This is a genomic window from Streptococcus sp., from assembly GCF_030825805.1.
GTDB lineage: Bacteria > Bacillota > Bacilli > Lactobacillales > Streptococcaceae > Streptococcus.
In genome coordinates, this window is sequence record NZ_JAPJPF010000024.1 from 1 (window position 1) to 26,555 (window position 26,555).

30 protein-coding genes are annotated in these 26,555 nt (G+C 40.3%); 27 read left to right on the top strand and 3 right to left on the bottom strand.

Annotated elements, in window-relative coordinates; genetic code table 11:
- Positions 1-212: 212 nt before the first annotated feature.
- The 11 genes from RCH62_RS05040 to RCH62_RS05090 all read left to right on the top strand — a co-directional run bounded on the left by RCH62_RS05040 (position 213) and on the right by RCH62_RS05090 (position 10,597).
- The gene (locus tag RCH62_RS05040) at positions 213-1,412 is read left to right on the top strand and encodes an ATP/GTP-binding protein (RefSeq protein ID WP_306474777.1); all 1,200 of its coding nucleotides are present in this window, start codon (positions 213-215) and stop codon (positions 1,410-1,412) included.
- 3 nt (positions 1,413-1,415) lie between these two features.
- On the top strand, positions 1,416-2,018 hold the full coding sequence (locus RCH62_RS05045) for a hypothetical protein (protein WP_306474778.1): 603 nt from the start codon (positions 1,416-1,418) through the stop codon (positions 2,016-2,018).
- A gap of 1,044 nt (positions 2,019-3,062) precedes the next feature.
- Positions 3,063-3,530, top strand: coding sequence for an 8-oxo-dGTP diphosphatase (locus RCH62_RS05050; RefSeq protein ID WP_306474779.1), 468 nt, complete (start codon positions 3,063-3,065; stop codon positions 3,528-3,530).
- Between the two features lie 102 nt (positions 3,531-3,632).
- Positions 3,633-4,037: a PaaI family thioesterase gene (locus RCH62_RS05055; protein WP_006596274.1), complete on the top strand. Its 405-nt coding sequence runs from the start codon at positions 3,633-3,635 to the stop codon at positions 4,035-4,037.
- On the top strand, positions 4,012-4,782 hold the full coding sequence (locus RCH62_RS05060) for an HAD family hydrolase (protein WP_306474780.1): 771 nt from the start codon (positions 4,012-4,014) through the stop codon (positions 4,780-4,782). Before RCH62_RS05055 ends, RCH62_RS05060 begins: the two co-directional genes overlap by 26 nt.
- A gap of 109 nt (positions 4,783-4,891) precedes the next feature.
- A complete protein-coding gene (locus tag RCH62_RS05065) occupies positions 4,892-5,227 on the top strand; it encodes a zinc ribbon domain-containing protein YjdM (RefSeq protein WP_048690636.1) in 336 nt (111 codons plus the stop codon).
- A 43-nt stretch (positions 5,228-5,270) separates the two neighbouring features.
- Positions 5,271-5,909: a Pr6Pr family membrane protein gene (locus tag RCH62_RS05070; RefSeq protein WP_129269275.1), complete on the top strand. Its 639-nt coding sequence runs from the start codon at positions 5,271-5,273 to the stop codon at positions 5,907-5,909.
- 243 nt (positions 5,910-6,152) lie between these two features.
- Positions 6,153-6,674, top strand: coding sequence for a bifunctional pyr operon transcriptional regulator/uracil phosphoribosyltransferase PyrR (gene pyrR / locus RCH62_RS05075; protein ID WP_006596278.1), 522 nt, complete (start codon positions 6,153-6,155; stop codon positions 6,672-6,674).
- Positions 6,675-6,767: 93 nt separating this feature from the next.
- Entirely contained in the window at positions 6,768-7,685 is a 918-nt protein-coding gene (locus tag RCH62_RS05080; RefSeq protein WP_154857996.1) for an aspartate carbamoyltransferase catalytic subunit, read from the top strand.
- 90 nt (positions 7,686-7,775) lie between these two features.
- Complete coding sequence (locus tag RCH62_RS05085) at positions 7,776-8,873, top strand: carbamoyl phosphate synthase small subunit (RefSeq protein WP_048690643.1); 1,098 nt, start codon at positions 7,776-7,778, stop codon at positions 8,871-8,873.
- Positions 8,870-10,597 (top strand): ATP-grasp domain-containing protein, encoded by a 1,728-nt coding sequence (locus RCH62_RS05090; RefSeq protein WP_238662881.1) that lies wholly within the window; start codon positions 8,870-8,872, stop codon positions 10,595-10,597. Before RCH62_RS05085 ends, RCH62_RS05090 begins: the two co-directional genes overlap by 4 nt.
- Positions 10,598-10,652: 55 nt before the next feature.
- Here RCH62_RS05090 and pepT read toward each other — a convergent pair whose 3' ends face one another.
- The 3 genes from pepT to RCH62_RS05105 are packed head-to-tail and all read right to left on the bottom strand — an operon-like array spanning position 10,653 to position 13,455.
- Entirely contained in the window at positions 10,653-11,873 is a 1,221-nt protein-coding gene (pepT, locus tag RCH62_RS05095) for a peptidase T (RefSeq protein ID WP_048716130.1), read from the bottom strand.
- A 14-nt stretch (positions 11,874-11,887) separates the two neighbouring features.
- Positions 11,888-12,706, bottom strand: coding sequence for a Cof-type HAD-IIB family hydrolase (locus RCH62_RS05100; protein ID WP_195549891.1), 819 nt, complete (start codon positions 12,704-12,706; stop codon positions 11,888-11,890).
- Positions 12,703-13,455 (bottom strand): XRE family transcriptional regulator, encoded by a 753-nt coding sequence (locus tag RCH62_RS05105; protein ID WP_048788868.1) that lies wholly within the window; start codon positions 13,453-13,455, stop codon positions 12,703-12,705. The genes RCH62_RS05100 and RCH62_RS05105 overlap by 4 nt, the downstream gene beginning before the upstream one ends.
- Positions 13,456-13,653: 198 nt before the next feature.
- On the opposite strand from RCH62_RS05105, the gene RCH62_RS05110 reads away from it, so the two are divergent.
- From RCH62_RS05110 to RCH62_RS05185, 16 genes are all read left to right on the top strand, one after another.
- Entirely contained in the window at positions 13,654-14,091 is a 438-nt protein-coding gene (locus RCH62_RS05110; protein WP_306474781.1) for a GNAT family N-acetyltransferase, read from the top strand.
- Between the two features lie 61 nt (positions 14,092-14,152).
- Entirely contained in the window at positions 14,153-15,976 is a 1,824-nt protein-coding gene (gene lepA, locus RCH62_RS05115) for a translation elongation factor 4 (RefSeq protein WP_048690656.1), read from the top strand.
- Positions 15,977-16,115: 139 nt separating this feature from the next.
- Complete coding sequence (locus tag RCH62_RS05120; protein WP_048690658.1) at positions 16,116-16,775, top strand: hypothetical protein; 660 nt, start codon at positions 16,116-16,118, stop codon at positions 16,773-16,775.
- A gap of 282 nt (positions 16,776-17,057) precedes the next feature.
- On the top strand, positions 17,058-17,699 hold the full coding sequence (locus RCH62_RS05125; RefSeq protein WP_306474782.1) for a hypothetical protein: 642 nt from the start codon (positions 17,058-17,060) through the stop codon (positions 17,697-17,699).
- A gap of 87 nt (positions 17,700-17,786) precedes the next feature.
- On the top strand, positions 17,787-18,281 hold the full coding sequence (locus RCH62_RS05130) for a YkgJ family cysteine cluster protein (RefSeq protein WP_009731114.1): 495 nt from the start codon (positions 17,787-17,789) through the stop codon (positions 18,279-18,281).
- Positions 18,281-18,973 (top strand): YjjG family noncanonical pyrimidine nucleotidase, encoded by a 693-nt coding sequence (locus RCH62_RS05135; protein ID WP_306474783.1) that lies wholly within the window; start codon positions 18,281-18,283, stop codon positions 18,971-18,973. The genes RCH62_RS05130 and RCH62_RS05135 overlap by 1 nt, the downstream gene beginning before the upstream one ends.
- Positions 18,974-19,053: 80 nt before the next feature.
- Positions 19,054-19,677: a hypothetical protein gene (locus RCH62_RS05140; protein ID WP_233331450.1), complete on the top strand. Its 624-nt coding sequence runs from the start codon at positions 19,054-19,056 to the stop codon at positions 19,675-19,677.
- 89 nt (positions 19,678-19,766) lie between these two features.
- Complete coding sequence (locus RCH62_RS05145) at positions 19,767-20,516, top strand: hypothetical protein (protein ID WP_306474784.1); 750 nt, start codon at positions 19,767-19,769, stop codon at positions 20,514-20,516.
- 123 nt (positions 20,517-20,639) lie between these two features.
- On the top strand, positions 20,640-20,912 hold the full coding sequence (rpsP, locus tag RCH62_RS05150; RefSeq protein ID WP_006596292.1) for a 30S ribosomal protein S16: 273 nt from the start codon (positions 20,640-20,642) through the stop codon (positions 20,910-20,912).
- A 19-nt stretch (positions 20,913-20,931) separates the two neighbouring features.
- On the top strand, positions 20,932-21,171 hold the full coding sequence (gene kphA, locus RCH62_RS05155) for an RNA-binding protein KphA (RefSeq protein WP_003001620.1): 240 nt from the start codon (positions 20,932-20,934) through the stop codon (positions 21,169-21,171).
- A 43-nt stretch (positions 21,172-21,214) separates the two neighbouring features.
- Positions 21,215-21,547 carry a MazG nucleotide pyrophosphohydrolase domain-containing protein gene (locus RCH62_RS05160; protein ID WP_154858016.1) on the top strand — a complete coding sequence of 111 codons (333 nt, stop codon included), beginning with the start codon at positions 21,215-21,217 and terminating at the stop codon, positions 21,545-21,547.
- 53 nt (positions 21,548-21,600) lie between these two features.
- Positions 21,601-22,119 carry a ribosome maturation factor RimM gene (rimM, locus tag RCH62_RS05165; protein ID WP_306474785.1) on the top strand — a complete coding sequence of 173 codons (519 nt, stop codon included), beginning with the start codon at positions 21,601-21,603 and terminating at the stop codon, positions 22,117-22,119.
- Positions 22,109-22,825, top strand: coding sequence for a tRNA (guanosine(37)-N1)-methyltransferase TrmD (trmD, locus tag RCH62_RS05170; protein WP_306474787.1), 717 nt, complete (start codon positions 22,109-22,111; stop codon positions 22,823-22,825). Before rimM ends, trmD begins: the two co-directional genes overlap by 11 nt.
- A gap of 131 nt (positions 22,826-22,956) precedes the next feature.
- Complete coding sequence (locus RCH62_RS05175; RefSeq protein ID WP_306474788.1) at positions 22,957-25,164, top strand: CAP domain-containing protein; 2,208 nt, start codon at positions 22,957-22,959, stop codon at positions 25,162-25,164.
- 365 nt (positions 25,165-25,529) lie between these two features.
- Positions 25,530-26,273 (top strand): DeoR/GlpR family DNA-binding transcription regulator, encoded by a 744-nt coding sequence (locus RCH62_RS05180; protein WP_048716102.1) that lies wholly within the window; start codon positions 25,530-25,532, stop codon positions 26,271-26,273.
- A partial coding sequence (locus RCH62_RS05185) for a PfkB family carbohydrate kinase (RefSeq protein WP_306474789.1) occupies positions 26,270-26,555 on the top strand: 286 nt, incomplete at its 3' end. The genes RCH62_RS05180 and RCH62_RS05185, both read left to right, overlap by 4 nt.

Here is a 26,555-nt window from a genome sequence, read left to right on the forward strand (position 1 = left end):
AACTAGCAGCCCAAATCCGCGATATGATGTTGGAAGTCAAGGCTTTGGATTAGATGGAAATATTATTTCGTAATGTAAAAAAACGATTTTTTCGTAAAAAAATACTTAAATTAGATATTTTTGTGCTATATAGAATGTTTTTTATCGATTTTAATGTTAAAAAGAGAAAACTACAAAAAAGTATGGTATAGTGTATACAGGAGGATAGAATAATGAAAATGCTCAAAACTAAAATACAAGGTTTATCTTACTTCAAAAATGGAGAGTTTGAATTCGATTTTTTTGCTAGTAAAAACGTAAATTTTTATGAGAAAGAAAGAAAAAATGTTTCTCATGTAATTAATAAGTTATATAAATTAAATTCAATTGCTCTATTAGGTATAAATGCATCTGGAAAAACAACTAGTTTAAAACTAGTTTTGGCAATGCTAAATATATTTATTAAAAATAAAAGTTTATCGGAGGATGATATTCCTGAAATTGGAAATTATTTTGATGATGAAGTTATTTGTGAAAATTATATTTTTAATCAGGAGAGGATTTATAAAATTGTATCAATCATTTCTAAAGATAAGTCAAATTCATTATACTTTAAAGATGAAGTCATTTATAGAAAAAAAGTGAAGAAAACTGAATCTAAAGATAAGATTTTTACAAACTTTGAAGAGACTATTTCTCGAAAAGATATTGATGTTACTTATCTAAAACAGACAGATTCTATTTTTTCAGGTGTATTGAATAGAATAAACCATCGATTGGTTGAAGATAGTGTTGTAGATTTAACTAATATTACTGATGTTAATAAAATTCAATATTTTGCTAATGATATGGATATTTCTTATGTAAATTTTTTAGACGACAGTATTGAATCTTTAATTTTTGAAGAGGATACAAAAAAGTTCAAAATTAGATTTAAATACTCGAAAGAGTTGATAGAATCAAATATTGTTGATTTAAATAGATTCTTATCATCAGGTACAATTAAAGGTATAATGATTTTATTAAATATTCAATTTATTCTAAATTCTGGCGGATATTTAATTATTGATGAATTAGAAAATCACTTGAATAAATCAATTGCGGTACAATTAATAAAACTTTTTAATAGTAATATAAATAAAAATTCTGCAACATTGATATTCACCACTCACTACATTGAGATTACTGATTTTATTGATAGAAGTGATAGTATTTACGTATTAAAAAAGAATCCTCTTATAAATATTGAAAAAATGAGTAATATTATTGGTGAAAAGGATAGATCTGATAGAAAGAAAAGTGAACTAATCTTATCAGGTAGTTATGGTTTAGGCACTGCGCCGAAAAATTCTTCCTATAAATTTATGAGGGAAAGTATGAATAAAAGTGTTAAATTATTGAATCCAAAGAATCATGGATTAACGGAGAAATAATTAATGGTTAATATTACATCAGATACAGTCGTTGCTATCATTGTTGAAGGTGCAACAGAGAGAGCTATTATTGAGTTGCTAATCGAAAATGATTGTTTAAAGTTTAGTTCTAGCCAAATTGTAAATTATGATAGTATTGATGGACTAGATTCTCCTTATAGAGGTGCTAATAGATTTTATGGTAATCCTACAACATTTTCGAATCATTATTTGACTCAAGATTATGAAGGAAAGAAAATGATAGTTTTAATTATTGAAGATAGGTCTGGTATGCCTTATAAAATAGCTCAGCCTTTTTTGGATAAATTGGAGAATGGAGGAATCTATCACGTAATAACGCAAAGTGAGATTGAAATGATTGAAATATATTATAGAAATTTAGAGGGTCAGTTTAATAAAGTGAAATCACAATTGAAACCAAGTGAATTTCTCGCAAATCATTTAAAGATTAAAAAAAATCAAATAAAATCATATGATAGAATTAAAAGAGTTCTAAATCCTTATGGAGACTTAGTAAGCGCAATAGTACAATACAAAAGCAAAAGTGATCCCAAAAAATGGAAAAATAAGAATAATGAAATATTTTTAGCAGATATATTAAAATAGTTATTCTTGGAACGTAATTATGTAAGAAGCATCTCCAGAAGGTAGCAGCAGAAGTGAAGAGACTTTGATCAGAGATGGATTACTACTGATAAGTTAGTGTCTTTAGTTGTATTTTGAATAGGTTTTAGTTAAACTATTAATATAATCTGTAAAAAATAGGAATGATTCAATATGCTACTTTTTATCTATATGATCTATGTTATTTATTCACTGTCAAAAATGAAAAGAGAAGGTATAAGAGTCTCAATTTTCACTAAGTTGATTGTATACGGCTTATTGATACTCTCTTCGTTTATGCTCTATTTTAGTTTATTGTCATTTTTATTTAGCCCTTTGCCATTTTTTGGCTTTCTAGCTGCTCTTGCTATTGGTGGTATGATGCTGTCTCTTAAAATAATCATTGCCATTCTTTTACTTTTGTTATCTCTCAGCCTATTCTTGGATAGTAAAAATAGTGATCCGGATACGCCTCTGATTGATCATTGGCTACGGTTGGCAGTCCATATTCTGTTGATCGTTATTTAAGGGAAGCCCGCTATTCGTTTTATCTTAAACTCAAACCAATCTTTACATAGGAGAGGTCAATTATGGGAAAGTATGTGAACTGTTTAGAATCTTGTATCTGACTCTATTACTTTTTGTTATTGCTAACTTCATATTAGGCTTCTATGGCTATGCCTTTACTCCGCTCCTGTGGAACCCTTGCTTGTATATAGGAGCAGTGACGATTTTTTGTCACATCTGGTATCGCTTCTATCGGACTCACACAGCCAATTGGAAGAATGTAGTGGGTCTACTGTTTAGTTTCTTTGCTAGCCTGATCTTAGTATTATTCATTGTGTTTTTCTTTAGTTTTGATGGTCATGGTTCGGTAACGATTTACTCGGAGTATTATTTAAAAGAGAAGTCAATTGTCTTTCAGAGAGGTTCCCTTTTAGATGTCTTCGATGAATACCATGAGTTAGTAAATCCCTTTGTTATGAAAAAAGAGATAAAGAAAAAAGTTTATATTGATTAATTGTCAATATCTTAGAAAGGAAATATATGTCACGTACAACGCCTACTATACTGTGCAATCTTTGCATGGTCGAAGATCTTGAAAATGGGAAGGTGGTCCTCCAATACCGCTCACCTGAAAAGACTCACTGGGCTGGCTATGCTTTTCCAGGTGGCCATATCGAAGAAGGAGAAAGCCTTGTAGAATCTGTCATTCGTGAAATCTACGAAGAGACAGGACTTACAATTACAAATCCAAAACTGGTTGCAGTCAAAGACTGGCCACAAGATGAGGGTGGCCGCTACATCGTCTTTTGCTACAAGGCGACAGAATTTACAGGCCAGCTAAGATCGTCTGAAGAAGGAGAAGTTTCTTGGGTTGAGAAGGACCAATTAGAAAAGTTGGACTTGTCCTACGACATGCTTCCTCTGCTGGAAGTGATGGAAGACCCGGACTTGTCTGAGTTCTATTATCGCAAACGGACTGACGATGATTGGGAAAAATTTCGCTATTAAGGAGTTGGGTAGACCAGCTCTTTTCTTATTCTTGTAAGAAGTGGAAAAAAGTAGTATGATGGAAGGGTTTAGGAATACCTGATCTAGGGGGATTTATTATATATGAAGGATTTTCACTTTGATGCCATTGCAGCATTTGAAAATTACGAGATTGAAACCATGAGAGATGGCCATGTGGTGGTGACAACCAAGGTGGTCGAATCGTCGCTCAATTATTATGGAAACGCACACGGTGGCTATCTCTTTACCCTGTGTGACCAGATCAGTGGCTTGGTCGTTATTTCACAGGGAGTAGATGGTGTGACCTTGCAGTCTTCCATCAATTATTTGAAAGCAGGGCGCCTAGGAGATGTCCTAACGATTCACGGGGAATGTGTCCACAGTGGCCGGACTACTCGGGTTGTCGATGTCGATATTACCAATCAGGAAGGTGCCAATGTCTGTAAGGCCACCTTTACCATGTTTGTAACGGGAGAAAGAGATGAATCAGCAAAAGTACGCATTTAAAAACTATATTTTTGATTTTTATGGAACCTTGGTCGATATCGAAACTGATGAGTCGAGTCCAGTCTTGTGGGAGACCATGGCCCAGATCTACCAGTCCTATGGAGCTCATTATACAGGAGAAAGTTTGCAAGCACGCTATAAGGAGCTGGTGAAGCAAGCTGAGGAAGGTATCTCTAAGGAAAAACAGGTTACATATCCGGAGATAGACTTGACCGTGATTTTTGTTCAACTCTATCTAGAGAGTCATCCAACAGGAGCCAGTGTCCATCATCTCAAAGAGTGGGGACGCTTGATTGCTCGGACCTTCCGTGTCCTCTCTCGCAAACGCTTGGAGCTCTATCCGCACACGAAAGAAGTCTTAGAAGATATGAAAGCTGCAGGTTGTCGGATCTATCTCTTATCCAATGCGCAAGCGGACTTTACCAACCCAGAGATTGATTTAGTTGGCTTGAGAGAGATTTTCCACGACATTTATCTGTCGTCTGATGCAGGGATTCGCAAACCTCAGCGCGAATTTCTCGTGAAAGTCATCAAAGATCACCAGTTGAATCCGAATAAAACAGTCATGGTAGGGAATGACTTCACTACAGATGTGGCTGTAGCGAAAAGTATCGGCATGCAAAGTATCTTGATCAATACCTTCCCCTACTCGGACGAAGAATTACAGAATAAGAGTCAAGCAGGCGTGCGCGTGATTCAAGACATTCAGGAATTGCAAGAAGATAAAGGTGATCATCAATTTTAGGAGGCCAAGTTGCCTCTTCTTTTATTGACAATGCTACAGTTAAACAGAATTTGTCAAAATTTCCCTTTCATGGTATACTATGGGAGTTAATTTTGCTAAGGAGATTGAAATGAATAACTTACCAAACTGTCCAAAATGTAATTCTGAATATGTCTATGAAGATGGTGCCCTCTTGGTCTGTCCAGAGTGTGCTTATGAATGGAACCCAGCTGAAGTCGTAGAAGAAGATGGTGTTGTAGCCATCGACGCGAATGGAAATAAATTGGCTGATGGCGATACTGTCACCTTGATCAAAGACTTAAAAGTGAAGGGTGCACCAAAAGATTTGAAACAAGGAACGCGCGTGAAAAACATCCGTATCGTCGAAGGCGACCACAACATCGATTGTAAGATTGACGGCTTTGGTGCAATGAAACTCAAATCAGAATTTGTCAAGAAAATCTAAAGATAAGAAGAAGGGCCTAGCCCTTTTCTTTCAGGAGGATACTATGAAATTCAAACTATTGTTCAGCTATCGTTTTCTATTGTTTATCTTGAGTGTGATCGGCGTTTATCTGCAACTGACCAAGCATGGTGGCTTTGGGATGATGCTCTATTACACCATTTTGTCTAACATGTTGGTCATGTTCTTTATGGGGGACATGGTCTGGCGCATGCTTCGTGGTCGTTCGACCCAGACACAGGGCTATCTTCGTTTAAAAGGTGGTGTCACCATGTCTATCATGATCACCTGTGTCATCTACCACTTTATGCTAGCACCCATCGCGACACCTGAGAAGTTTTACCGCTTGGAAAACTTCCTCTGTCACTACATTGTTCCTTTGATGTTCTTCTTTGACACCCTGGTGATTGATAAACCGAAACAATACCGTAAGTCGGATCCATTGGCTTGGACCCTGCTTCCCGTACTCTATATGGTCTTTGCTCTTCTCAACGGTTTGGTTCTTAAGTGGCCAGTTCCAGGGGCAAAAGACAGTCCTTTCCCTTATTTCTTTATCAATGTCAATCGTTTTGGTTGGCTTTATGTGGTTAAGATGGCGACCATCATTTTTGTCGCTTATTTACTAGCTGGATGTGGCTTGTTTGCCTTGAAGAAGATTGGGAAAAAAGGAATAGATCATCATTAAATAAAAGATTTGTGGATGTAAATCCGAACATTCGTAGAAAATAATAAGTTTTTTCTTGCATCCCACTATAAACTGTGATATAGTATGGATAATTAAATAGTCCTTTAATCCTGTCCCGTGAGGCAGGCAAGGAGTCTGATCAAAATAAGGGGTGAACTAGATGCGTTCTAGGTATTATCTCTTGATATTTTTCTGAAGCCTCCTTGAAAAGGGAGGCTTTTTTCTATCAATTAGGAGGAAAAGATGAAGATCAAAGAAGTCGTTGATGATTTGACCATGAAGCGAGCGATTACTCGCATCACTTATGAAATCATTGAACGGAATAAGGATCTGAGCCAAATTGTTTTGGTAGGGATCAAAACTCGTGGCGTTTTCATTGCCAATCGCATCAAAGAACGGTTAGCACAGCTAGAACAAATAGAAGTTCCAGTCTGTGAATTGGATACCAAGCCTTTCCGTGATGATATCAAAGTAACAGAAGATTCAACCGTTTTACCAGTAGATATTACTGGCAAAGATGTCATCCTGATTGATGATGTCCTTTATACAGGTCGGACAATTCGAGCAGCCATCGATAATCTTGTCAGTCGTGGACGTCCATCGCGTGTCAGCCTGGCAGTCCTAGTGGATCGTGGTCATAGAGAATTGCCGATCCGACCAGATTATGTTGGAAAGAACATTCCAACAAGTCGATCAGAGGAAATCATTGTCGAGATGACTGAGCTAGATGGTCAAGATCGCATCTTGATCGAGGTGAGTGAATAAGGTAGTTTTCAAATCGTCGCTATATACAGGAGTGACTGAGGAAGCTTCCTGTATCGTTTTCACATATGCATATCTTTGGAATGGAGTTACAACATGTCTACAAATCAAATCGCACTTAAAAACCTTGTCTCAATGGAAGCTTTATCAAACGAAGAAGTTATGGCCTTGATTAAGCGTGGTATTGAGTTTAAAAATGGAGCAAAAGTTCATTATGATGAGCAACATATCGTGTCTAACCTCTTCTTTGAGTCGTCAACACGTACGCACAAAGCATTTGAAGTGGCTGAGTTGAAATTAGGTTGTGACCTCCTTGACTTTGATGTGAAAACGAGCTCTGTAAACAAGGGTGAAACTCTCTACGATACCATTTTGACCATGTCAGCTCTCGGAGTTGATATCTGCGTCATCCGTCACCCTGAAGTAGATTACTACAAGCAATTGATTGAAAGTCCAACCATCACAGCCTCAATTGTCAACGGGGGAGATGGATCTGGTCAACACCCAAGCCAAAGTTTGCTAGACTTGATGACCATCTATCAAGAGTTTGGTCACTTTGATGGACTTAAGGTTTGTATCGCTGGTGACTTGGATCACTCACGTGTGGCAAAATCCAATATGCAAATCTTGAAACGCTTGGGAGCAACCCTCTACTTTGCTGGTCCAGACGAGTGGAGAAGTGCGGAATTTGAAGATTATGGAACCTTTGTGACGATTGATGAAGTGATCGAAGAGGTTGATGTTATGATGTTCCTCCGTGTGCAACACGAGCGTCATGATTATGAGTCTCTCTTTTCAAAAGAGAACTACCATCGTTTGCATGGCTTGACACAAGAACGCTATGATCGTATGAAAGACACAGCCATCTTGATGCACCCAGCTCCAGTAAACCGTGATGTGGAGATTGCTGATCACTTGGTAGAAGCTCCTAAATCACGCATCGTGGAGCAAATGACCAACGGTGTCTTTGTCCGCATGGCTATCATCGAAGCGGTTTTAGCTGGACGGAAATAATAGAGTAAGAAAATAGAAAGGAGAAGTGAGAGAGTCTACAAAAAGGTGGTCTTTTCTCACTTTTCTTTTTGGAGTTTGTAAGGAGAATTTATGGTAAAACGTCTCTTAGTATTAGAAGATGGGACGGTTTTTGAAGGAACTGGTTTTGGAGCTGATACCTATGTCAGTGGAGAATTGGTCTTAAATTCTGCCATGACGGGTTATCAGGAGTTGATTACCGACCAGTCCTATAAGGGGCAAATATTAGCCTTTACTTTTCCAGTTATCGGTACAACTGGGATAAACCGAGATGATTATGAATCTATTTTTCCTGGGTGTCTAGCAGTGGTAGTGCACCAATTAGCGAGTCATCCCAGTAATTGGCGCAAACAGTTATCCTTAGATGCTTACCTGAAAAAACACAATATTCCAGGGATCCAAGGAGTCGATACTCGAAAGCTGGCTAAAATTGTCACTGAACATGGAAGTATGAAGGCTACAGTGGTCAATGAAGGGGATGCGATTGAGCATATCTTAGACCAGCTCCGGGCAACCGTCTTACCTTTTGATCAAGTCCGCCAGGTGTCGACCAAAACCCCCTATGCTGCACCAGGGTTTGGTAAGAGTATCGTCTTGATCGACTTGGGCTTACGGCATTCCGTTTTGCGTCAATTGATTGCACGAGGTTGTAACGTCACGGTCGTTCCTTATTCAGTTAAATTGAAGGAATTAAAGGATTTGCAGCCAGATGGCATCATTCTATCCAGTGGTCCAGGGAATCCTCATCATATCGATGGTATTTGCCAGGTCATTGCTAAAATCGATCCTCATATTCCGATCATGGGAATCGGCTTAGGGGCAGAATTGCTGGCCCTTGCCCATGGAGGAAGCCTCACCAAACTAAAAAGCCCTCATCGAGGACTTAACATTCCTGTAAAAGAGGTGGCTACTGGAAAAGTCGAAATCACTAGCCAGAATCACCAGTACAACATCGAACGCGATACTCTTCCACGAGATTTTCTGATCACCCATGAGGAGCTTCATGATCACTCTATCGAGGCCTTTCGTCACCGCTATCTTCCCTTGATCGGTGTTCTCTACCATATTGAGTCCAGCCCAGGACCAAGGGAAAGTCTCTATTTCTATGACGAATTTATGGATCTGATTGAAAGTAAATTAGACGAAAGAAGGGAGGAGTTATGGTCATGAATCAAGTAACGCTTTTGTGTGCAGAATCCTTCAATGATGTCAGTTTGCTTGGAGCACTCACGTCTTGTCCCTTATTAAAAGAACGTGGCTACCAGACAGAAATCCTCTATTGTGGAGACGAGAACGACGTCACCAAAGAAGCAGGAGACGCTGTTTCGGTTATTCGTTTAAAGTTGGACAGTCTCAAAGAAGCCCTTCTAGCGACGAAAACAAAAAATTTACTGCTGTCATTTGCGGATAAGCAAGTCCTTGGTCTTTTATTCCGATTGGAAGAAATTGGGTTTCTCAAGGAACACAAAATCCGTATTCTAGGAACTTCGCTTAGGCAGTACCGTACCTTTTACCACCAGGCAGACCAAAAGTCATTTCTACAGGACTTAGGTTATCAAGTTCCTTCCTCATCCTTGGTTTCGACAGTGCGAGAGGCTATTGAGTTCTCAGAGCAGATCCAATTCCCTATTGTTGTTTGGCCACTTGCCAGCAAGCATGGGCAAGGTCGTCGGATTGCTAATAACTTGGATGATTTATGTGATGCTGTCGAAAAAGGACTAGAAGTATCGCCACAGGCTCAGTGTTTGTTGGAGCTCTCAACGGTTGGTTTCAAGGAGTTGGAATACATCGTCGTCCGAGATCGTCAGGATAATTATTATCTTGCGGGAAACATTGAGAGTATCGACCCGGTGGGGATCCATTCCAGTGATTCTTATCAAGTCATCCCAAGTCTGACGTTGACAGATACCGAGCATCAGACCTTGAGAGAGGCAGCTTTGTCTATTGTCCGGCACTTGAGACTGGTTGGAGCGACATCCATCAAGTTTGCGCTAGATCCAAAGAGTTACCAATTCTATATTCTTGAGGTCAATCCTTTTGCTTCGGATTCCTTCTCGACCATGTCCATGGCCTTAGGTTATTCGATTTACTACCAGGCCTTATGCTTAAAATTAGGCGACCACCTTTTGGACCTTCCTCATCCTACGATGAAGGGTCTTACAGCCCTGTTTGAACCCACTCTAGATCGTATTTTCTTTAAACTACCCGTCTTTCCAATGGAAAAGGTGACAAAAGTTCTCAATACACAAATTCATTCAGTTGGTGCAATTCATGGTTTTGGTAGTAGTTTGGAAGAAGCCTATCAGCAAGCTGTTGAAAATTTCGGTTCGAATCAATGGCCTAAGCATATTCTAAAAGAGATTTCGGACGATGAACTCATCCAACGGATCGCCAAACGAATGCCATATCGCTTTTCATCTATCTTAGAAGCTTTTCATCGAGGCTTCGAAAGGGAAGAAGTGAGTGACCTGAGTCGAATGGATCCGTTCTATCTCCAGTTTTTATATAATCTTTACTTGTATGAGCGACAAGAGAAGGAGCAACTATGTCCTGAGCTAAAATTACGTTCTTTGGATTTAACAGCTGGATTCGGTCAAGTTGGTGAAAAGGTTTCTTACTATAATTCGATCTGTGGCGAAGATGAGGTGCCAGATTGGAGTCAATGGAGCTTATTGGTTGATCAAGGCGCTCCAGAAGATTCGAGCCAGATTCTTAGACTGATAGATTGCTTGAAGCAGGAGCATGAAAAGGGAAGAAAAGTAGCCCTTCTGACACATCGTCCTTTTGCAGGACATGAAGCAGATACTTGCTTGCGAATCCCTCTCTCAATTTATGAGACTTACCAAAACCAGATTAACAGCCAGTTTGGTCAGGTAGTATATTTGGATGAATAGAATAAGAGCTTCGGTCAAGATAACCGAAGCTCTTTGTTTAATTCAATAGTGTGAATTAGAAATGGCTAACAATTCCGATGATGGTATCCACTGCACGTTCCATGGTTTGTAGGCTGACATATTCAAAGCGACCATGCATATTTTCGCCACCAGCAAAAAGGTTTGGAGTTGGAATTCCCATGAAGGAAATCTTAGAACCGTCTGTACCACCGCGGATTGGTTCAATAATAGGAGTAATGCCCAAATCTTCCATGACTTCCTTAGCCAGGTTGACTGGTGTCATGTCTTTCTCGATGACTTGTTTCATGTTATAGTACTGGTCTTTAAGGTTCAAGAGAACACGTTCAGCACCAAGTTCTTGGTTCATCTTGCTTGCGATGTCTTCCATCATGGCTTTACGGGCTTCAAAGTTCTCTGTTTCGAAGTCACGGATAATGTAGCTAGCATGCGCTTCCTCAACAGTCCCCTCGATATTCATTAAATGGAAGAAGCCTTGGTAGCCATCTGTTTTTTCAGGGCGGTCTTCTTCAGGGAGTTGATTGTGGAAGTCAATGGCTAACTGGAGAGCATTGACCATTTGGTTCTTAGCAGTACCTGGGTGCACATTGCGCCCTTTAAAGGTAATTTCAGCTCCTGCAGCAGAGAAGGTTTCGTATTGCAATTCACCAAGAGGACCACCGTCCACTGTATAAGCGAAGTCTACATTGAAATCTTCTGCATCAAACTTATCTGCTCCGACTCCGATTTCTTCATCTGGTCCAAAGCCAACTCGGATTTCGCAGTGTTTGATTTCTGGATGAGCATTCAAATATTCGATAGCTGTCATAATCTCAGCAATCCCTGATTTGTCATCTGCACCAAGAAGGGTCGTACCGTCAGTTGTAATCAAGGTTTGACCTTTGTAGTTATGGAGGTTAGCAAAATCAGCTGGATCTAGTGAATAACCAGAATCACCAAGAGGAATAGCGCCACCATCATAGTTTTCGATGACTTGAGGGCTGATATTCTCAGCATTAAAGTCAGCTGTATCCATATGAGAGATAAAGCCAATCTTTCGGGTGAGACTTGGATCGTTTGCTGGTAGCGTTCCGATAGCAAAACCATTTGGAAGGTAGTAGACATTCTGAAGTCCAACTCGTTCCATTTCAGGAATCAGTACATTCTTTGCAAACTCTACTTGAGAAGGTGTACTAGGAGTTGTTGTAGAAGTCTCATCAGAGCGAGTGTTGACTTTGACATAAGTTAAAAAACGTTCTAATAGTGTTGGGTATTTCATTTGTTTTTCCTTTTCTAGTTCTGTGCTTGTAAAACATAGCGCTTGATAGCAGTAGCGACACCGTCTTCTTCGTTAGAAGTGGTAGTGACATCAGCCAAGGCTTTGATAGCAGCTGGAGCATTGCCCATAGCAACTCCAAGACCCGCGTACTCAATCATTTCAATATCGTTGTTCTCATCCCCGATAGCCATGACCTCTTGCCTTGGTATTCCCAAGTATTCAGCCAGTGCCTTTAAGCCGGTCGCTTTATTTACCCCTTTAGGAAGGATCTCAAATAGGATCGGTTGGGAGCGAATAGTGTGGAAGCGCTGGGCTAATACTTCTTCATAGGTTTCTTGAAAGACATCAATCCGCTCTTTCTGATCGATAAACATTCCTTGGAAAATCGGTTGTGCCTCAAGAATTTCTTCTAGGCCAAGTGACACGGGGACTGCAGAAACGATGCTAGCATCCATTTTAGCTATTTCAGAAGGATTTCGATTCAAAATGATATAGCGATTTAAATCGAATAAACTTAATTGAGGATGGATCTCCTGAGTCAGTTGATCGAGATAAACCAAATCTTCTTCAGATAAGGCATCATAACTGATAACAGACCAATCTGATGATTTGACAGTTGTACAACCATTATTAATCACAGAGTAGGAGTGATTACTTTTGAAGGCGATTTCTTCAAAAATTGGACGAACACCAGAGAGAGGGCGACCTGTACAGATGACGACGTTTACACCAGCAGCTTCAGCATCCAAAAGAGCCTGCTTATTAGCAGGACTAATGGTTTTGTCTGGTGATAAAAGTGTCCCATCTAAATCAATAGCAACTAATCGAATCATAGCTCATCCTCCTTAGCTGGTAGAAAGCTAGCAATGACTTTTCCGATGACTCTTGGTTCTTCTTCTAAAGGAATAATCTTATCACTATACTTTTTATTGAGGGAAACGAGACGAATCCCTTGTGCTTCACGGAAGACACGCTTGATCAAGGTTTGCCCGTCGTACTCAATAGCATAGATGGCACCAGCAGTATCGTAGAAAGTTTGCTTGATTAGGGCAACAGATCCCTTTGGATATTTAGGTTCCAGCGAGTCTGTATGAATCCAAAGTGCTAGATCATAAGCCAGTTTTTGATCAAACCAAACCAAATCTCCCTTAGAAGCACTTTGACTTGCAGCATAACTATCGAAGACGGTATATGGTGTGTATTTTTTCTCGATACGTTTCCGTTCAGCCTGTAAAACCAACAAGCGATTGGCTTCCTCTAAGAGTGAATCTTGAAAGTCCTCATCCAGTTGCTTATAGATAAACTCAATCTTAGAATCCTCCAAGGTATCTGGTTGTCCATAACGAGGATCTAGGTCAGAGATGGGGATTTCAAAGAAGCTAGCAATCTTTTCTAAGTTTTCACTGACTGGGAGAGAAGTGCCTTTCACATAGCCGGTCAAAGTACTAGCTGGAATACCAGTTGTACGAGATAAATCGACCTGTTTCTTATTCTGAACCTTTAATAGTTCTCTTATTTTTTCGGAAATAATGCGCAAAGCCTCTTTATCTTGTGGGCTTGCTTTTCCACGTCCTCTTGCCAAGAGCTTCACCTCCTTTTTACATTACAATTCATTATAGCGAATTAAATCGAAAAAGTAAATAGAAATCCTTTATTGTTCATTAATTATTTTAATTCGAATTAAATAGAAACGCAAAATATACTATTAATATATTGTAAAACTTGATATTTTTAGGTATAAGGTCTAAAATAAAGGAAAAGACTTTATGGAGGTAGAAGTATGATTCGGACCGTTCAAATTAAAGATGCAGGTCAAATTCGTGATTTGTGCCACCAGGCATTGGGGTATGATTCGACCCTTGAGAAAGTAACAGCTCAGATTGATAAGTTTAATCAGCCAGATTCGGGTCACTTTTGCTTTGTTTACGAAGAGGACCAAACTGGAAATATTTTAGGCTATGTCGAAGCAGAAGCCTATGAGAGTATATATAGCGATCCAGGTTTAAATGTTTTAGGATTTGCTGTTTTCCCATCTGCTCAAGGACGTGGGATTGGTCGGCAATTGATGGAGCGAATTGAAACTCTTGCTCGAACTCATAACTATTCCTTTATTCGTTTGAGTTCTGCCTCTCATCGTAAAGAAGCTCATGTTTTTTATGAACATTTAGGTTATGAAGGAAATAAAACACAGAAGCGATTTTTGAAAATAATGGATTAAGATAGGCAAAGGCCTATCTTTTTTGTTATAATATACTGAATAGTTTTATAAGGATGAAAAAATGAATTTAGAAGAATTAAAGAAACGACAAGAGAAGATTCGGAACTTCTCCATTATCGCCCATATTGACCACGGAAAGTCAACCTTGGCGGACCGAATCCTAGAAAAAACTGAGACAGTTTCTAGTCGGGAAATGCAAGCCCAGCTTTTGGACAGCATGGACCTAGAACGGGAACGTGGGATTACCATTAAGCTTAATGCCATCGAGTTGAATTACACGGCTAAAGATGGGGAAACCTATATCTTCCACTTGATTGACACACCGGGACACGTGGACTTTACTTATGAGGTTTCTCGTTCGCTGGCTGCCTGTGAGGGAGCCATTCTCGTAGTGGATGCGGCTCAAGGGATTGAAGCTCAGACCCTAGCCAATGTTTACCTGGCTTTGGATAACGATTTGGAAATCCTGCCAGTTATCAATAAAATCGACTTGCCAGCTGCAGATCCAGAACGGGTGCGCACAGAAGTAGAAGATGTCATTGGTTTGGATGCCAGTGAAGCAGTTCTAGCTTCAGCCAAGGCTGGTATCGGGATTGAAGAGATTTTGGAACAAATCGTCGAGAAAGTTCCAGCTCCTACTGGGGATGTTGCTGCTCCATTGCAAGCCTTGATCTTTGACTCAGTATACGACCCATATCGTGGAGTTATCCTTCAAGTTCGGGTGGTCAATGGTATAGTGAAGCCTGGCGACACCATCCAGTTGATGAGCAATGGCAAGACCTTTGATGTGACAGAGGTAGGGATCTTTACTCCTAAAGCAGTTGGTCGTGATTTCCTTGCGACAGGAGATGTTGGTTATATCGCAGCTTCTATCAAGACTGTTGCAGACACTCGTGTCGGGGATACTGTGACTTTGGCGTCCAATCCAGCAGCTGAGCCTCTTCATGGATACAAACAAATGAATCCAATGGTCTTTGCTGGTCTTTACCCGATCGAATCCAACAAATACAACGATCTTCGGGAAGCTTTGGAGAAGCTGCAATTGAATGACGCTAGTCTTCAATTTGAGCCTGAAACATCTCAAGCCCTTGGTTTTGGTTTCCGGTGTGGTTTCTTAGGACTCCTTCATATGGACGTTATCCAAGAACGTTTGGAGCGCGAGTTCAATATTGACTTGATTATGACAGCGCCGTCTGTAATCTATAAGGTCAATTTGACAGATGGAGAAGTGCTGGATGTGTCCAATCCGTCTGAGTTCCCAGATCCAACCAAGATCGCTTCGATCGAAGAACCTTATGTCAAAGCGCAAATCATGGTGCCGCAAGAGTTTGTCGGAGCTGTCATGGAATTGGCCCAACGCAAACGTGGGGACTTTGTGACCATGGACTACATCGACGAAAATCGGGTTAATGTGATCTATCAAATCCCACTGGCGGAAATAGTCTTTGATTTCTTTGATAAATTGAAATCTTCTACGCGTGGTTATGCGAGCTTTGACTACGAGCTGTCTGAATACCGTCCATCTAAATTGGTTAAAATGGATATCCTTCTTAATGGCGATACCGTCGATGCTCTCAGCTTTATCGTTCACAAGGACTTTGCCTATGAACGTGGTAAGTTGATCGTTGAGAAGCTTAAGAAGATTATCCCTCGTCAACAGTTTGAAGTGCCTATCCAAGCAGCCATCGGTCATAAGATCGTTGCACGTACAGATATCAAGGCTCTTCGGAAGAACGTCTTGGCCAAGTGTTATGGTGGGGACGTCTCACGGAAACGGAAGCTTCTTGAAAAACAAAAAGCCGGTAAGAAACGGATGAAAGCTATCGGATCTGTAGAAGTACCACAGGAAGCCTTCTTGTCAGTTCTTTCAATGGATGAGGAGTAAGCTTCTCTCTGAAATATTCCAACAAATCAAACGTCCCGTTAGGGGCGTTTTTCTATCGGACTAGACAAATAGCGCTTTCAAATCTTCATTGAACGTGATAAACTAGAGGTATCAAAATCCATCACAAAGGAGAGGAAAGATGAAAAATAAGTTCCTACTAGCGACTGTCTCGGTCTTATCAGCTATTGCCCTTGTAGCTTGTAGCACACCTAAAAAAGAGTCTAGAAAACCATTGTCATCTGAATCTAGTTCCACTGAGGTGGTAAAAAAGAGTAAAAAATCCTCTAGTAAAAAGACTTCTAGCAAGGTAGAGTCAAAATCATCGGATGATACCAAGAGTTCTGTCGAAACCAAACGGGTTGGTTCTGCAGATTATGGTTATATCGATATCCCAAGCAAGTGGATTAAATTTACAGATATAGATGGCGGAGACAGCATTCAATTTACAGATGGAAGTGCCTACAATATCGTTACCATGAACGGGTATACCAAAGAAAAAGCAAATGTCGGTGAAGGGGAAGTCTTCAACGCAGAGTTGATTGCGAACCGAATTGCTTATTATTGGAAAGACAATAAAGAAGTAGAGAAAATGTGGGGAGCGAAGACCACTGTCTCAGGGAATGAAGCCTTGCAGCTGAATATTATCCTTAAATCTGGACAGTACCTCATTACTTGGGTCTTCCAAAAGGATGATAAGGTATACTTGATGTCTTTTGAAGGGGATCCAGAGACCTTGGCTCAATTCATTCCTTACATTGAGGAAACTTGGAGTTTGGATGAAAAAGGTCCAAAAGCCTAATGCATTCGTGAGGAAGTTGGTTTCATTGTCACCAATTTTCAATACATGATAGAATACGATTTAGACGCTGTCAGTAGGTTCTATTTTTGTAACATTTAACTTTTTGCAACCTGGTTAGCAAAGAATCTCTCAGGTTGTATATCCTTAAGAAAGCAGGGACTAATTCAAACAGTTCATCAGTTTGAATTAGTTCTTTTTTTGGTAAGAAATTTAAATGGTCCTTTTAAAATAGAGTATAAGATGTTAGACTAGTGTATATGATCTATCATAGAGGAGAGAAAAATGAAAAATAAGTTCCTACTGGCGTCAGTAACTTTTTTGTCTGTTGTCAGTCTTTCTGCTTGTATCAGTCCAAAGAAAGAGTCTAGTAAATCATCGGCAGCGTCTAGCTCCAAGAATGTGGTGAAAGAAGCAACAAAATCAAGTAGCAAGGTAAAGGAAGAACTATCAGATAATAGTGAGAGTCTCGCAGAAACTAAACGAATCGGTTCGGCAGATTATGGCTACGTCAATATTCCAAGTGATTGGGTAAAATATACAAATGAAGAAGGTGGAGATAATATCCAGTACTCAGATAAAAGCGTGGATAATGCGATTATTTTGAACGTTACTACTAGAGAAAGAGCGGGTGTCGCCGAAGAGGAAGATTTTAATGAAGTGATGGCTCAAAGATTTGAGAATGACTTGAACGAAATAAATAAAGTAGTAAAATCGTGGAGATCTACTAGCAAAGTTGGAGGAAATGTAGCCACCCAATTAAACATGATTCTTAAGTCGGGTCGACATGTTACTTGCTGGTTTTTTCAAATAGATGGGAAGATGCATTACATTGCCTGTCTTGGAGATAAAAAAACATTAGCTCAATTAACCTCCTATGTAGAAAATACTTGGAGCCTTGATGGAACAGGTGCCGTGACGGATTAATGAAAGAAGATAGATTGATGAATCTATCTTTTTTTACGGCCTCTATGGTATAATGCTCTTATCCATTTAGCAATTAGAAAGTAGTTTATGACTCAAGAAATTGACTTAGAAAAATACCATCAGTTAGCGCTCCAAAAACAAAAGGAGCACCGCAAGGTATTGGCAAATCTGAAAAAGAAGCCCCCTAAAAATCTAGATAAAATAGCCCAAGAGATTCACGATGAAGTCTTTCAAGAAATTGATTGTACCGCCTGCGCCAACTGCTGTAAGACCCTAGGACCTGATTTTAAGGAAGCAGATATCACGCGCATCGCCAAGTATTTCAAAATGAAACTTCCCGCTTTTGAGGCTGAATTTCTTCAAGTCGATGAGGATGGCGATAAGGTCTTTAAATCCATGCCTTGCCCTTTCTTGGGTGGTGATAATCTCTGTTCCATCTACGATGTGCGTCCTAAGGCTTGCCGAGAATTTCCTCATACAGACCGCAAGAAAATCTACCAGATCAACCATCTGACTATCAAGAATACCCTCACTTGCCCAGCAGCCTATTTATTTGTAGAAAAATTAAAGGATCGTTTGTAATGACATATACATTTTTACTTTTTGACCTAGATCATACCTTATTGGACTTTGATACAGCGGAGGAAGTGGCCTTAACGCAATTCCTCCAAGATCAGGAGGTTCAAGATATTCAAGCCTTTAAAGATTACTACAAACCCATGAACCAAGGCCTCTGGAAAGATTTGGAGCAAAAGAAGATTAGCAAGAAAGACTTGATTAACAGCCGGTTTGCCATTGCCTTTGCCCATTTTGGTAGAGATGTAGATGGTGAAGAAATGGCTCTGCGTTACCAGGACTTCATTTGTCAACAGGGACAGACTTTCCCAGGAGCAGAAGACTTGTTAGCCAAGTTAGTAGAAAGAGGTTACCAGCTCTATGGTGCTACCAACGGCGTTACCGCTATTCAGCAAGGGCGTTTGAAGCAATCTGCTATTACCCCTAATTTCAAAGAAATCTTCATCTCTGAACAATTAGGGACTCAAAAACCGGAAGTGGCCTTTTACGAAAAAATCGCGAACCTGATCCCAGGATTTGCCAAGGAACAAGCTCTCATGATTGGAGATTCTTTGACGGCGGACATCGCTGGAGGCAATGCTGCGGAGATTGATACCGTCTGGTACAATCCGGATCACAAAGAAAATACCAGTCAAGCAGTGCCGACTTATGAAGTGTATTCTTATGAGGCTTTATTGGCGCTCTTGCGAAAGGATTAGCCCAGTATTGACACCAGTTGCTTTCAGTTAGAGGTGAAAAGGAATGGACCTGACAAGAAGGAGAGTGTAAACAGCACTAAATGATTAGAAAGAGTTTATTTTTTCAATTTCTTATTCGACTAGCTTATATCCTCCTATTAGCTGGCGCGGCTTTCTATCTGTTATGCTTATTGAATGGGATGGATTGGGACCAAGCTACTGTTCAGGAAAGAAAAGAGTTTCAAGCCTGGATCATGCTTGGCTGCACGGTTTCTTTTATTCTCATTCGGCAAGTATTCGAATTTGTTCGTCTGATTTGTAAAACAAGCAGAAAAGGCAGAGAATTTTCTCAGGAATGGAACGAATCAATCTCTTTGCAGGAAATAGAGAAGGAAGCGGAATTCAGAGACCCGAGGCTAAAATTACTGATTTATAAGGGCTATTTGATAACCTATCGCTCTTGTTTCGACTATCTGAGAATAGATGAGGATATTTGGAAAATCCAACTTCAGAAATTTCAAAAGTATAGTTATAGTAGGTACTCTGGTAGAAACAAATCACTTCTTCCTCCTAAGTATTTTCTTGTGTTAAGGGATTTTGACTACAAGGAATACTATCTCGCTATCAGCTATCAGAAAGAGGAGTGGTATCATTTTTGGACCTATCTGATGAAGCAATATCCCTGGATTGAATGTAGCGGTGATGTGGAGGAACATCAAATATAAGCGTCTCTCTAACAACCTGAACAAGCTTTGTTCAAATTTCATTCCATTACAAACTAGCTCTTGGGCTAGTTTTTTGTTATTATGGATAAATGAATTTATTTAAACAAATACCATTCAACATCAAGAAATGGGTCGTCTACCTGGCTCGTGTATTCTTCACAGTGGTCGCTCTCTTGATTTGTTTTCTCTTTTATTTTACTAATCAAGAAGAAAAAGAAATCCAAGAGCAAATTTCTAGCTTTTATCAGGAAGCGGGATTTAAAGGAGACCTACATTTTAAAGCAGCTAAACTCCATGGGATGTCGACCAAATATGCCTATAGCTATCAAGAAAGGGCTGAGGGAAAGATGGTTCAGTTTGACTTTCCCGATGCAACTCATCTATCAAAAGAAGAAACTGGGAGAAATTATGACACGGCTGAAGAACTGGCTCAACATTACAACAGTTGGTTAGTAGCACCGTTCTTCGAAAGAGCCTTTACGGAATCTCAAGGATTTCAACAATTAAAGCAAGAGATAAAAGAACGATTTCATCAACAAGGCCTCGAGGTAAGCAAGGTTCGTCTTCAGTTACCAATCCAAAATCCCGATTTTGAAGATCAGTTAGCAAGAGACTTACTGGCTGCTGAAAAAGCTGGAGAAACAGAACTTCGAGGGATTCTGACCTTGGATTATGCTACCTACCGCCAAATTAAGGGATTTTCCTTTACCATTACAGTGACTTCCCTTCACAAAGAATATGAAGGGAAGCACTTGGATGTATCCGGTCTTCCCTCTGGGAACTATGTGATTGAATCGGATTCCAAAAATGAAGTATCTTATTATTTTGAGATCGATTAAAAAATTTTTAATAGTGTCAAGTTTTTTTCTTGACAGGTCTATAAAATGTGTTATAATAGATTATGTGCTAAATAGCTTGTCTATTTCACCGAAAATTAAAATATAGAAAAGAGACTTATAAAAATGGCAGTTAAAATTCGTTTGACTCGTATGGGTTCTAAGAAAAAACCTTACTACCGTATCAACGTAGCAGATTCACGTTCACCACGTGATGGTCGTTTCATCGAAACAGTTGGAACTTACAATCCACTTGTTGAAGAAAACCAAGTTACTTTGAAAGAAGACCGCGTTCTTGCATGGTTGGCTGATGGAGCTCAACCTTCAGATACAGTTCGCAACATTCTTTCAAAAGAAGGTGTATTGAAGAAATTCCACGATTCTAAATTCTCAAAATAATCATAAAGTAGGTTGATGTATGGATACGATTGAAAATCTTATTATTGCAATTGTGAAACCTTTGATTTCACAACCGGATGCCTTAACCATCAAGATCGAAGATACTCCTGAATTCTTGGAGTACCACCTTGACCTTGATCCTAGCGATGTTGGTCGAGTGATCGGTCGGAAAGGTCGCACCATTTCTGCGATAAGAACGATTGTCTACTCTGTCCCAACTGAAGATAAAAAAGTAAGAATCGTTATTGACGAAAAATAAAAAGGCGGGACTTTGTCCCGTTTTTTTGTTACAAGGAGAAGCTATGAAAGAAGTAACCATTCGGCAATTACAAGCCTATTTAGAAGAACATTACAAAGACAGTCGTACAGAAGAAGGTCTATTTATCAAGCTCGTCGAAGAGGTTGGGGAAGTAGCCGAGGTCTTAAATGGACGTTCTGGACGGAAAGAAGGGGTTCAGGATTCGAATGAGGAATTGGCTAAAGAACTCGCTGATATCATTCACTACACGGTTGCCATCGCTGCTATCAATGAGATCGACCTTACTAAAACCATCTTTGAAAAAGATAAAACAGCAGCAGTAAAATACCAGCACGAGCGGGATTTGGAGCAGTTTCTAGCAGATAAGTCCATTTGAGAAAATCCCTTGAACGTGATAAAATAGAGTGAATAAACTACAGTGGAGAAATCATGAATTATTTTAACGTTGGGAAAATTATCAATACCCAAGGCTTACAAGGAGAGATGCGGGTCTTGTCTGTGACAGACTTTGCGGAAGAGCGCTTTAAAAAAGGAGCTGAATTGGCTCTCTTTGATGAGAAGGATCAGTTCGTCCAAACAGTGACCATTGCTAGCCACCGTAAGCACAAGAACTTCGATATCATCAAGTTTAAGGATATGTACCATATCAATGCCATCGAAAAGTTCAAGGGCTTTAGCCTTAAGGTTGCGGAAGAAGACTTGACGGATTTGGATGAGGGCGAGTTTTATTACCATGAGATCATCGGCCTTGATGTTTACGAAAATGACCAGCTAATCGGTCAGATTAAGGAAATCCTGCAACCTGGTGCCAATGATGTCTGGGTGGTCAAACGCAAAGGGAAACGTGACCTTCTCTTGCCTTATATCCCACCAGTGGTGCTCACTATCGATATTCCGGGTAATCGGGTCGATGTGGACATCTTAGAAGGGTTAGACGATGAAGATTGATATTTTAACCCTCTTTCCAGAGATGTTTTCTCCTTTGGAGCACTCGATCGTCGGCAAAGCGCGTGAGAAAGGCTTATTAGAAATCAACTACCATAATTTCCGTGAAAACGCGGAGAAAGCGCGCCATGTGGACGATGAACCCTATGGTGGTGGGCAGGGTATGCTTCTACGAGCGCAGCCAATCTTCGATGCCTTTGATGCGATTGAGAAAAAGAGTCCGCGCGTGATTTTACTGGATCCTGCTGGTCGGACCTTTGACCAATCTTACGCAGAAGAGTTAGCTCAGGAAGAAGAATTGATCTTTATCTGTGGTCACTATGAGGGCTACGACGAGCGGATCAAGACCTTGGTGACAGATGAGATTTCTCTGGGGGATTATGTCCTGACGGGTGGTGAGCTGGCTGCCATGACCATGATTGATGCGACAGTGCGCTTGATTCCAGAGGTGATCGGAAAAGAGTCCAGTCACCAGGATGACAGTTTCTCGTCTGGTCTCTTAGAGTATCCTCAATACACACGTCCTTATGAATACCGAGGGATGACGGTTCCAGATGTCCTCATGAGTGGTCACCATGAAAATATCCGTCAATGGCGTCTCTATCAGAGTTTGAAAAAGACCTTGGAGCGTCGCCCTGATCTGCTAGAAAACTATGAATTGACAGCAGAAGAAGAGAAGATGTTGGAGCAAATTAAACAAGAAGACTAACAGCCTTAGCTGTTTTTCTTTTGCCCTTAAATTAATAGAAAATTCTTCCTCATCCTACTAGTTATTAGTAACAAAATGTGGTATCCTTATGGAGAGAAAAGAGATATGAAAAAGTTTTGGTGGTGTTTGCAATGGGCAAAAAAATAGGAAAACCAGTCTTCACAACGGGTGTCACAGCGACAACTCTCTTTTCAGGTTTGGCTGGACATAAGGCGCAGGCGGAGGAAATCACCCAGAAGGACACTGTTGATCAGCAATCGATGGATGTGATTGGAATGGATACAAGTTTTATGGATGTGAATATCTTAAATGAACAGTTAGAAAAAGCCAAAAAAAGAGTTGAAGACCAACGGTTACAATTGAACCAGGCTCAATCTGAATACAATGTAGCCAAGTCTGGGCTTGAAGCTGCTGAAGCGAACTTGCATACCACTGAAGCAAGGATTAAAGACTCCAATCAAACCTCCATTAGCAAAACTGAAAATGAAGTTGCGGTTGCAGAAGCAGTTGTTATTTTAGAAGAAGAGAAGGTACGCCAAGCAACAGAAATCGATCACCAAGTCCGTTCTGCCATAAAGAATCAAGAGAATAAAATTGCTGCCCAACAGTTGCTTGTTGATATTGCAGGTAATGAATTGAGAAAAGCCAAACAACCCATCCAGAACGATGAGACAGTATTAGCTAACGCACAGCAAAAAGATGAGCAGGCGCAAAACGAATTAAAAATAGCTCAAGCATTAGTAGTTAATCTGACAGAAACTCATGCCAATGTGCCTCAGGTCTTAAAGCAGGTTTCTAGTGAGATTGCTGGCGCACAGGAGAAAATTGAGCAACTAGCCCATCAAATTTCCCTAAAAGAAGTGGAGTTAGAACAGGTCCGTGAAGCGGCAATGCTAAGTCCCATCAATCTTCAACAGGCAAGCTATGAGGGGGTGCTTCAAGAGTGGGCCAAAGCAGGTGACCAAGATGCTGTCGAAGCCTTGTCTCTTTATAGCCGTAGGAGTGAAGAGGACCAGCTGGCAGGTGGAAAGGTCACTAGATTAGATAACGTCTTAAAAGCGTTAGAAATCGTTGATGCCATCAATCAATATCGGCGCCATGCTGGTTTAGCGGAGCTCTTGGTAGATCCTTATCAATTGCCTGCTAGTCAACTTCAAACAGAGTATTATGTAAACCATCGAAAAGGCTTGTCCAGTTACCAAGAGAATGAGAATGTTGCCTGGGGCTATCGACCTAGAGAAGCGGTAGCCTTCTGGTATAGTGAAAAAGACCACTATCGTCAATTAGCCAAGCAATTCAATTTGCCGACGGATGAAAGTCAGCTAGATCCTAGTCAGATCTCCAGAAAAGTGGGACCTGAGCTATTTGCTAAGGTTGGCCACTATATCCACATGATGGGGAATCAATACAAGGCTATTTCAGTTGCCTATGCTCCAGATTTAGAAGTATCTCAAGCAGCTTTCTTTGAAGAAGGAAGTCCGCTTTATACCAGCGAAGAACTGACCAAGTGGATGAGAAAAGTTGCCAATGCAAGGACGACAAAAGCGGATGTGAAGGCTGTAAAAAATACATTGGAGAGCCTAAAGGTCGAAAAGATTAACCAAGAATCCCGCATCAATATCCTTTCTGGGCATTTATTCGATGTCAAGAATTCTCTTGCAAGTCATGAGCAACTATTGGCACGTGCACAACGTAACTTAGCTTCTGCGATGAAGAAATGGCAGGCTGCGTCGATAGAAGTCAAGGAAGCCGAAAACTCACTGGCAGTATCACGAGCTCGTATACAAGGTAGTATTAGCCCGAAAGAAGAAGCCTTGAAAAATGTTACTCTGGCATTAGAAGAAGATAAAAAGCAATTAAAAGCTTTACAGAATGCAGCGAAGGAGACTAGATCTAAGCTTGAAGGCGCACATGCTCAACTTCAAATCGCTCAAAAACAATTAACGCAAGCTAAAGGTCATCTTAAACTGTTTACTAATTCATCTGAACTGCTAGTTGATGCCCAAGCCTTGGTGGCTTCCGCAAAAACTGAACTTGAAGAGAAAAAAGTAGAATTTGAAACAGCCTTTGCAAGTTTTATGGCTTATCAAAAAGAAGCTAATGAGTTCAGGAGTCGGATAGAGAAAATTCAGTCAAATGAGGATGGAAACCAACCTGTAGTAGCAGGAGAAGAAGGAGCTGCTGATCAGGCCCAAGTTTCGTTACTGGCTTCTACTCAATCAGAAGATCACTTGCAAGACGAACCTAACCTTGAGAAAGCTACTGGAAAAGACGAACACAAAAGTAAAAAGGGATTATCCAAATGGTTCCGAGGGCTAGGGTTTAAAAAAGATGAATAGTTGTTATAGTGAGAGTGGGACAGAAATCGGTAATTCGTTAGAATTCGATTTCGTCGTCCTGCCTCCGCACAGTTGAGTAGGGCTGTAAAAGCTGATGAAATCAGCGTAGTAGAGCCCACTCAACCACTGCGTCTTGCTCAATAATCCAAAGACAATTGAGAGGGCTAGGACTTTTGTCCCAGCCTCTTTTTTGTTCTGTCAAAAACTGATGCAGAGTTTAAGAGTCAAGTAGCTAGATTTAAAGAGAGAATGATGGATGATTTTAAAGAAATTGATAGAAAATGAAAGAAAATGATATTTAGTGCTTGACTTTGAAAGATAAGAGAGTATAATAGTCCTTGTAATCGTTTCCAAAAGGAGGTTATATGTTAAAATCTGAACGAAAACATATCATTTTAGAAAAGGTTATCAAAGAGCGAATCGTCTCTATTGAGGATTTAGTTCAAGAGCTAAACTCATCAGAATCAACGGTTCGACGTGATTTAGATGAACTGGAAGCAGAGAATAAACTAAGACGAATTCACGGTGGGGCTGAAAGTCTTCATTCCTTGCAAGAAGAAGAAAGCAATAAAGATAAAGCAATCAAAAACGTTCAAGAAAAATCTGCTATTGCAAAAAAAGCAGCAGAATTGATCAAAGATTTTGAAGTTGTCTTTATCGATGCAGGGACCACCAATGAATTATTAGTTCATGAATTGGCCAATCCAACCGTTACAGTTGTGACCAATTCCATTCACCATGCAGCGAGTTTAGTGGAGAGAGATATTCCGACGGTCATCATCGGAGGGATGGTTAAGACGTCGACCGACGCTAGCATCGGAGGGATGGCCTTGAATCAAATCGGTCAGTTAAGTTTCGATCGAGCTTTTATTGGGATGAATGGCGTCGACCTAGAGTCGTACAGCACACCGGATCTTGAAGAGGGGGCCGTCAAACGGGCCATTTTAGAGAATGCAAAGAATACTTACATTCTCCTGGACTCGTCAAAACTCGGGCGGACATCTTTTGTAAAGGTAGCTCCGGTGAAGAGAGCAACCATCATTACCAATGCTTCAGATACGGAAATCCTTTCTAAATTAAAAGAAAAAACGGAGGTTATTGAGGTTTGATTTATACAGTTACATTAAACCCAGCGATTGATTACATCGTCCGTCTCGATCATGTAGAGACAGGGGCGGTCAACCGGATGGCTTCGGAAGATAAATTCGCCGGTGGTAAAGGAATCAATGTCAGTCGTGTCTTAAAGCGTCTCGATATCGAGAACACAGCGACTGGATTTATCGGTGGTTTCACAGGACGCTTCATTGAAGACGTACTGACCAGCGAAGCTATTTCGACCAACTTTGTGACAGTGGACCAAGATACACGGATCAATGTCAAGATCAAGGCTG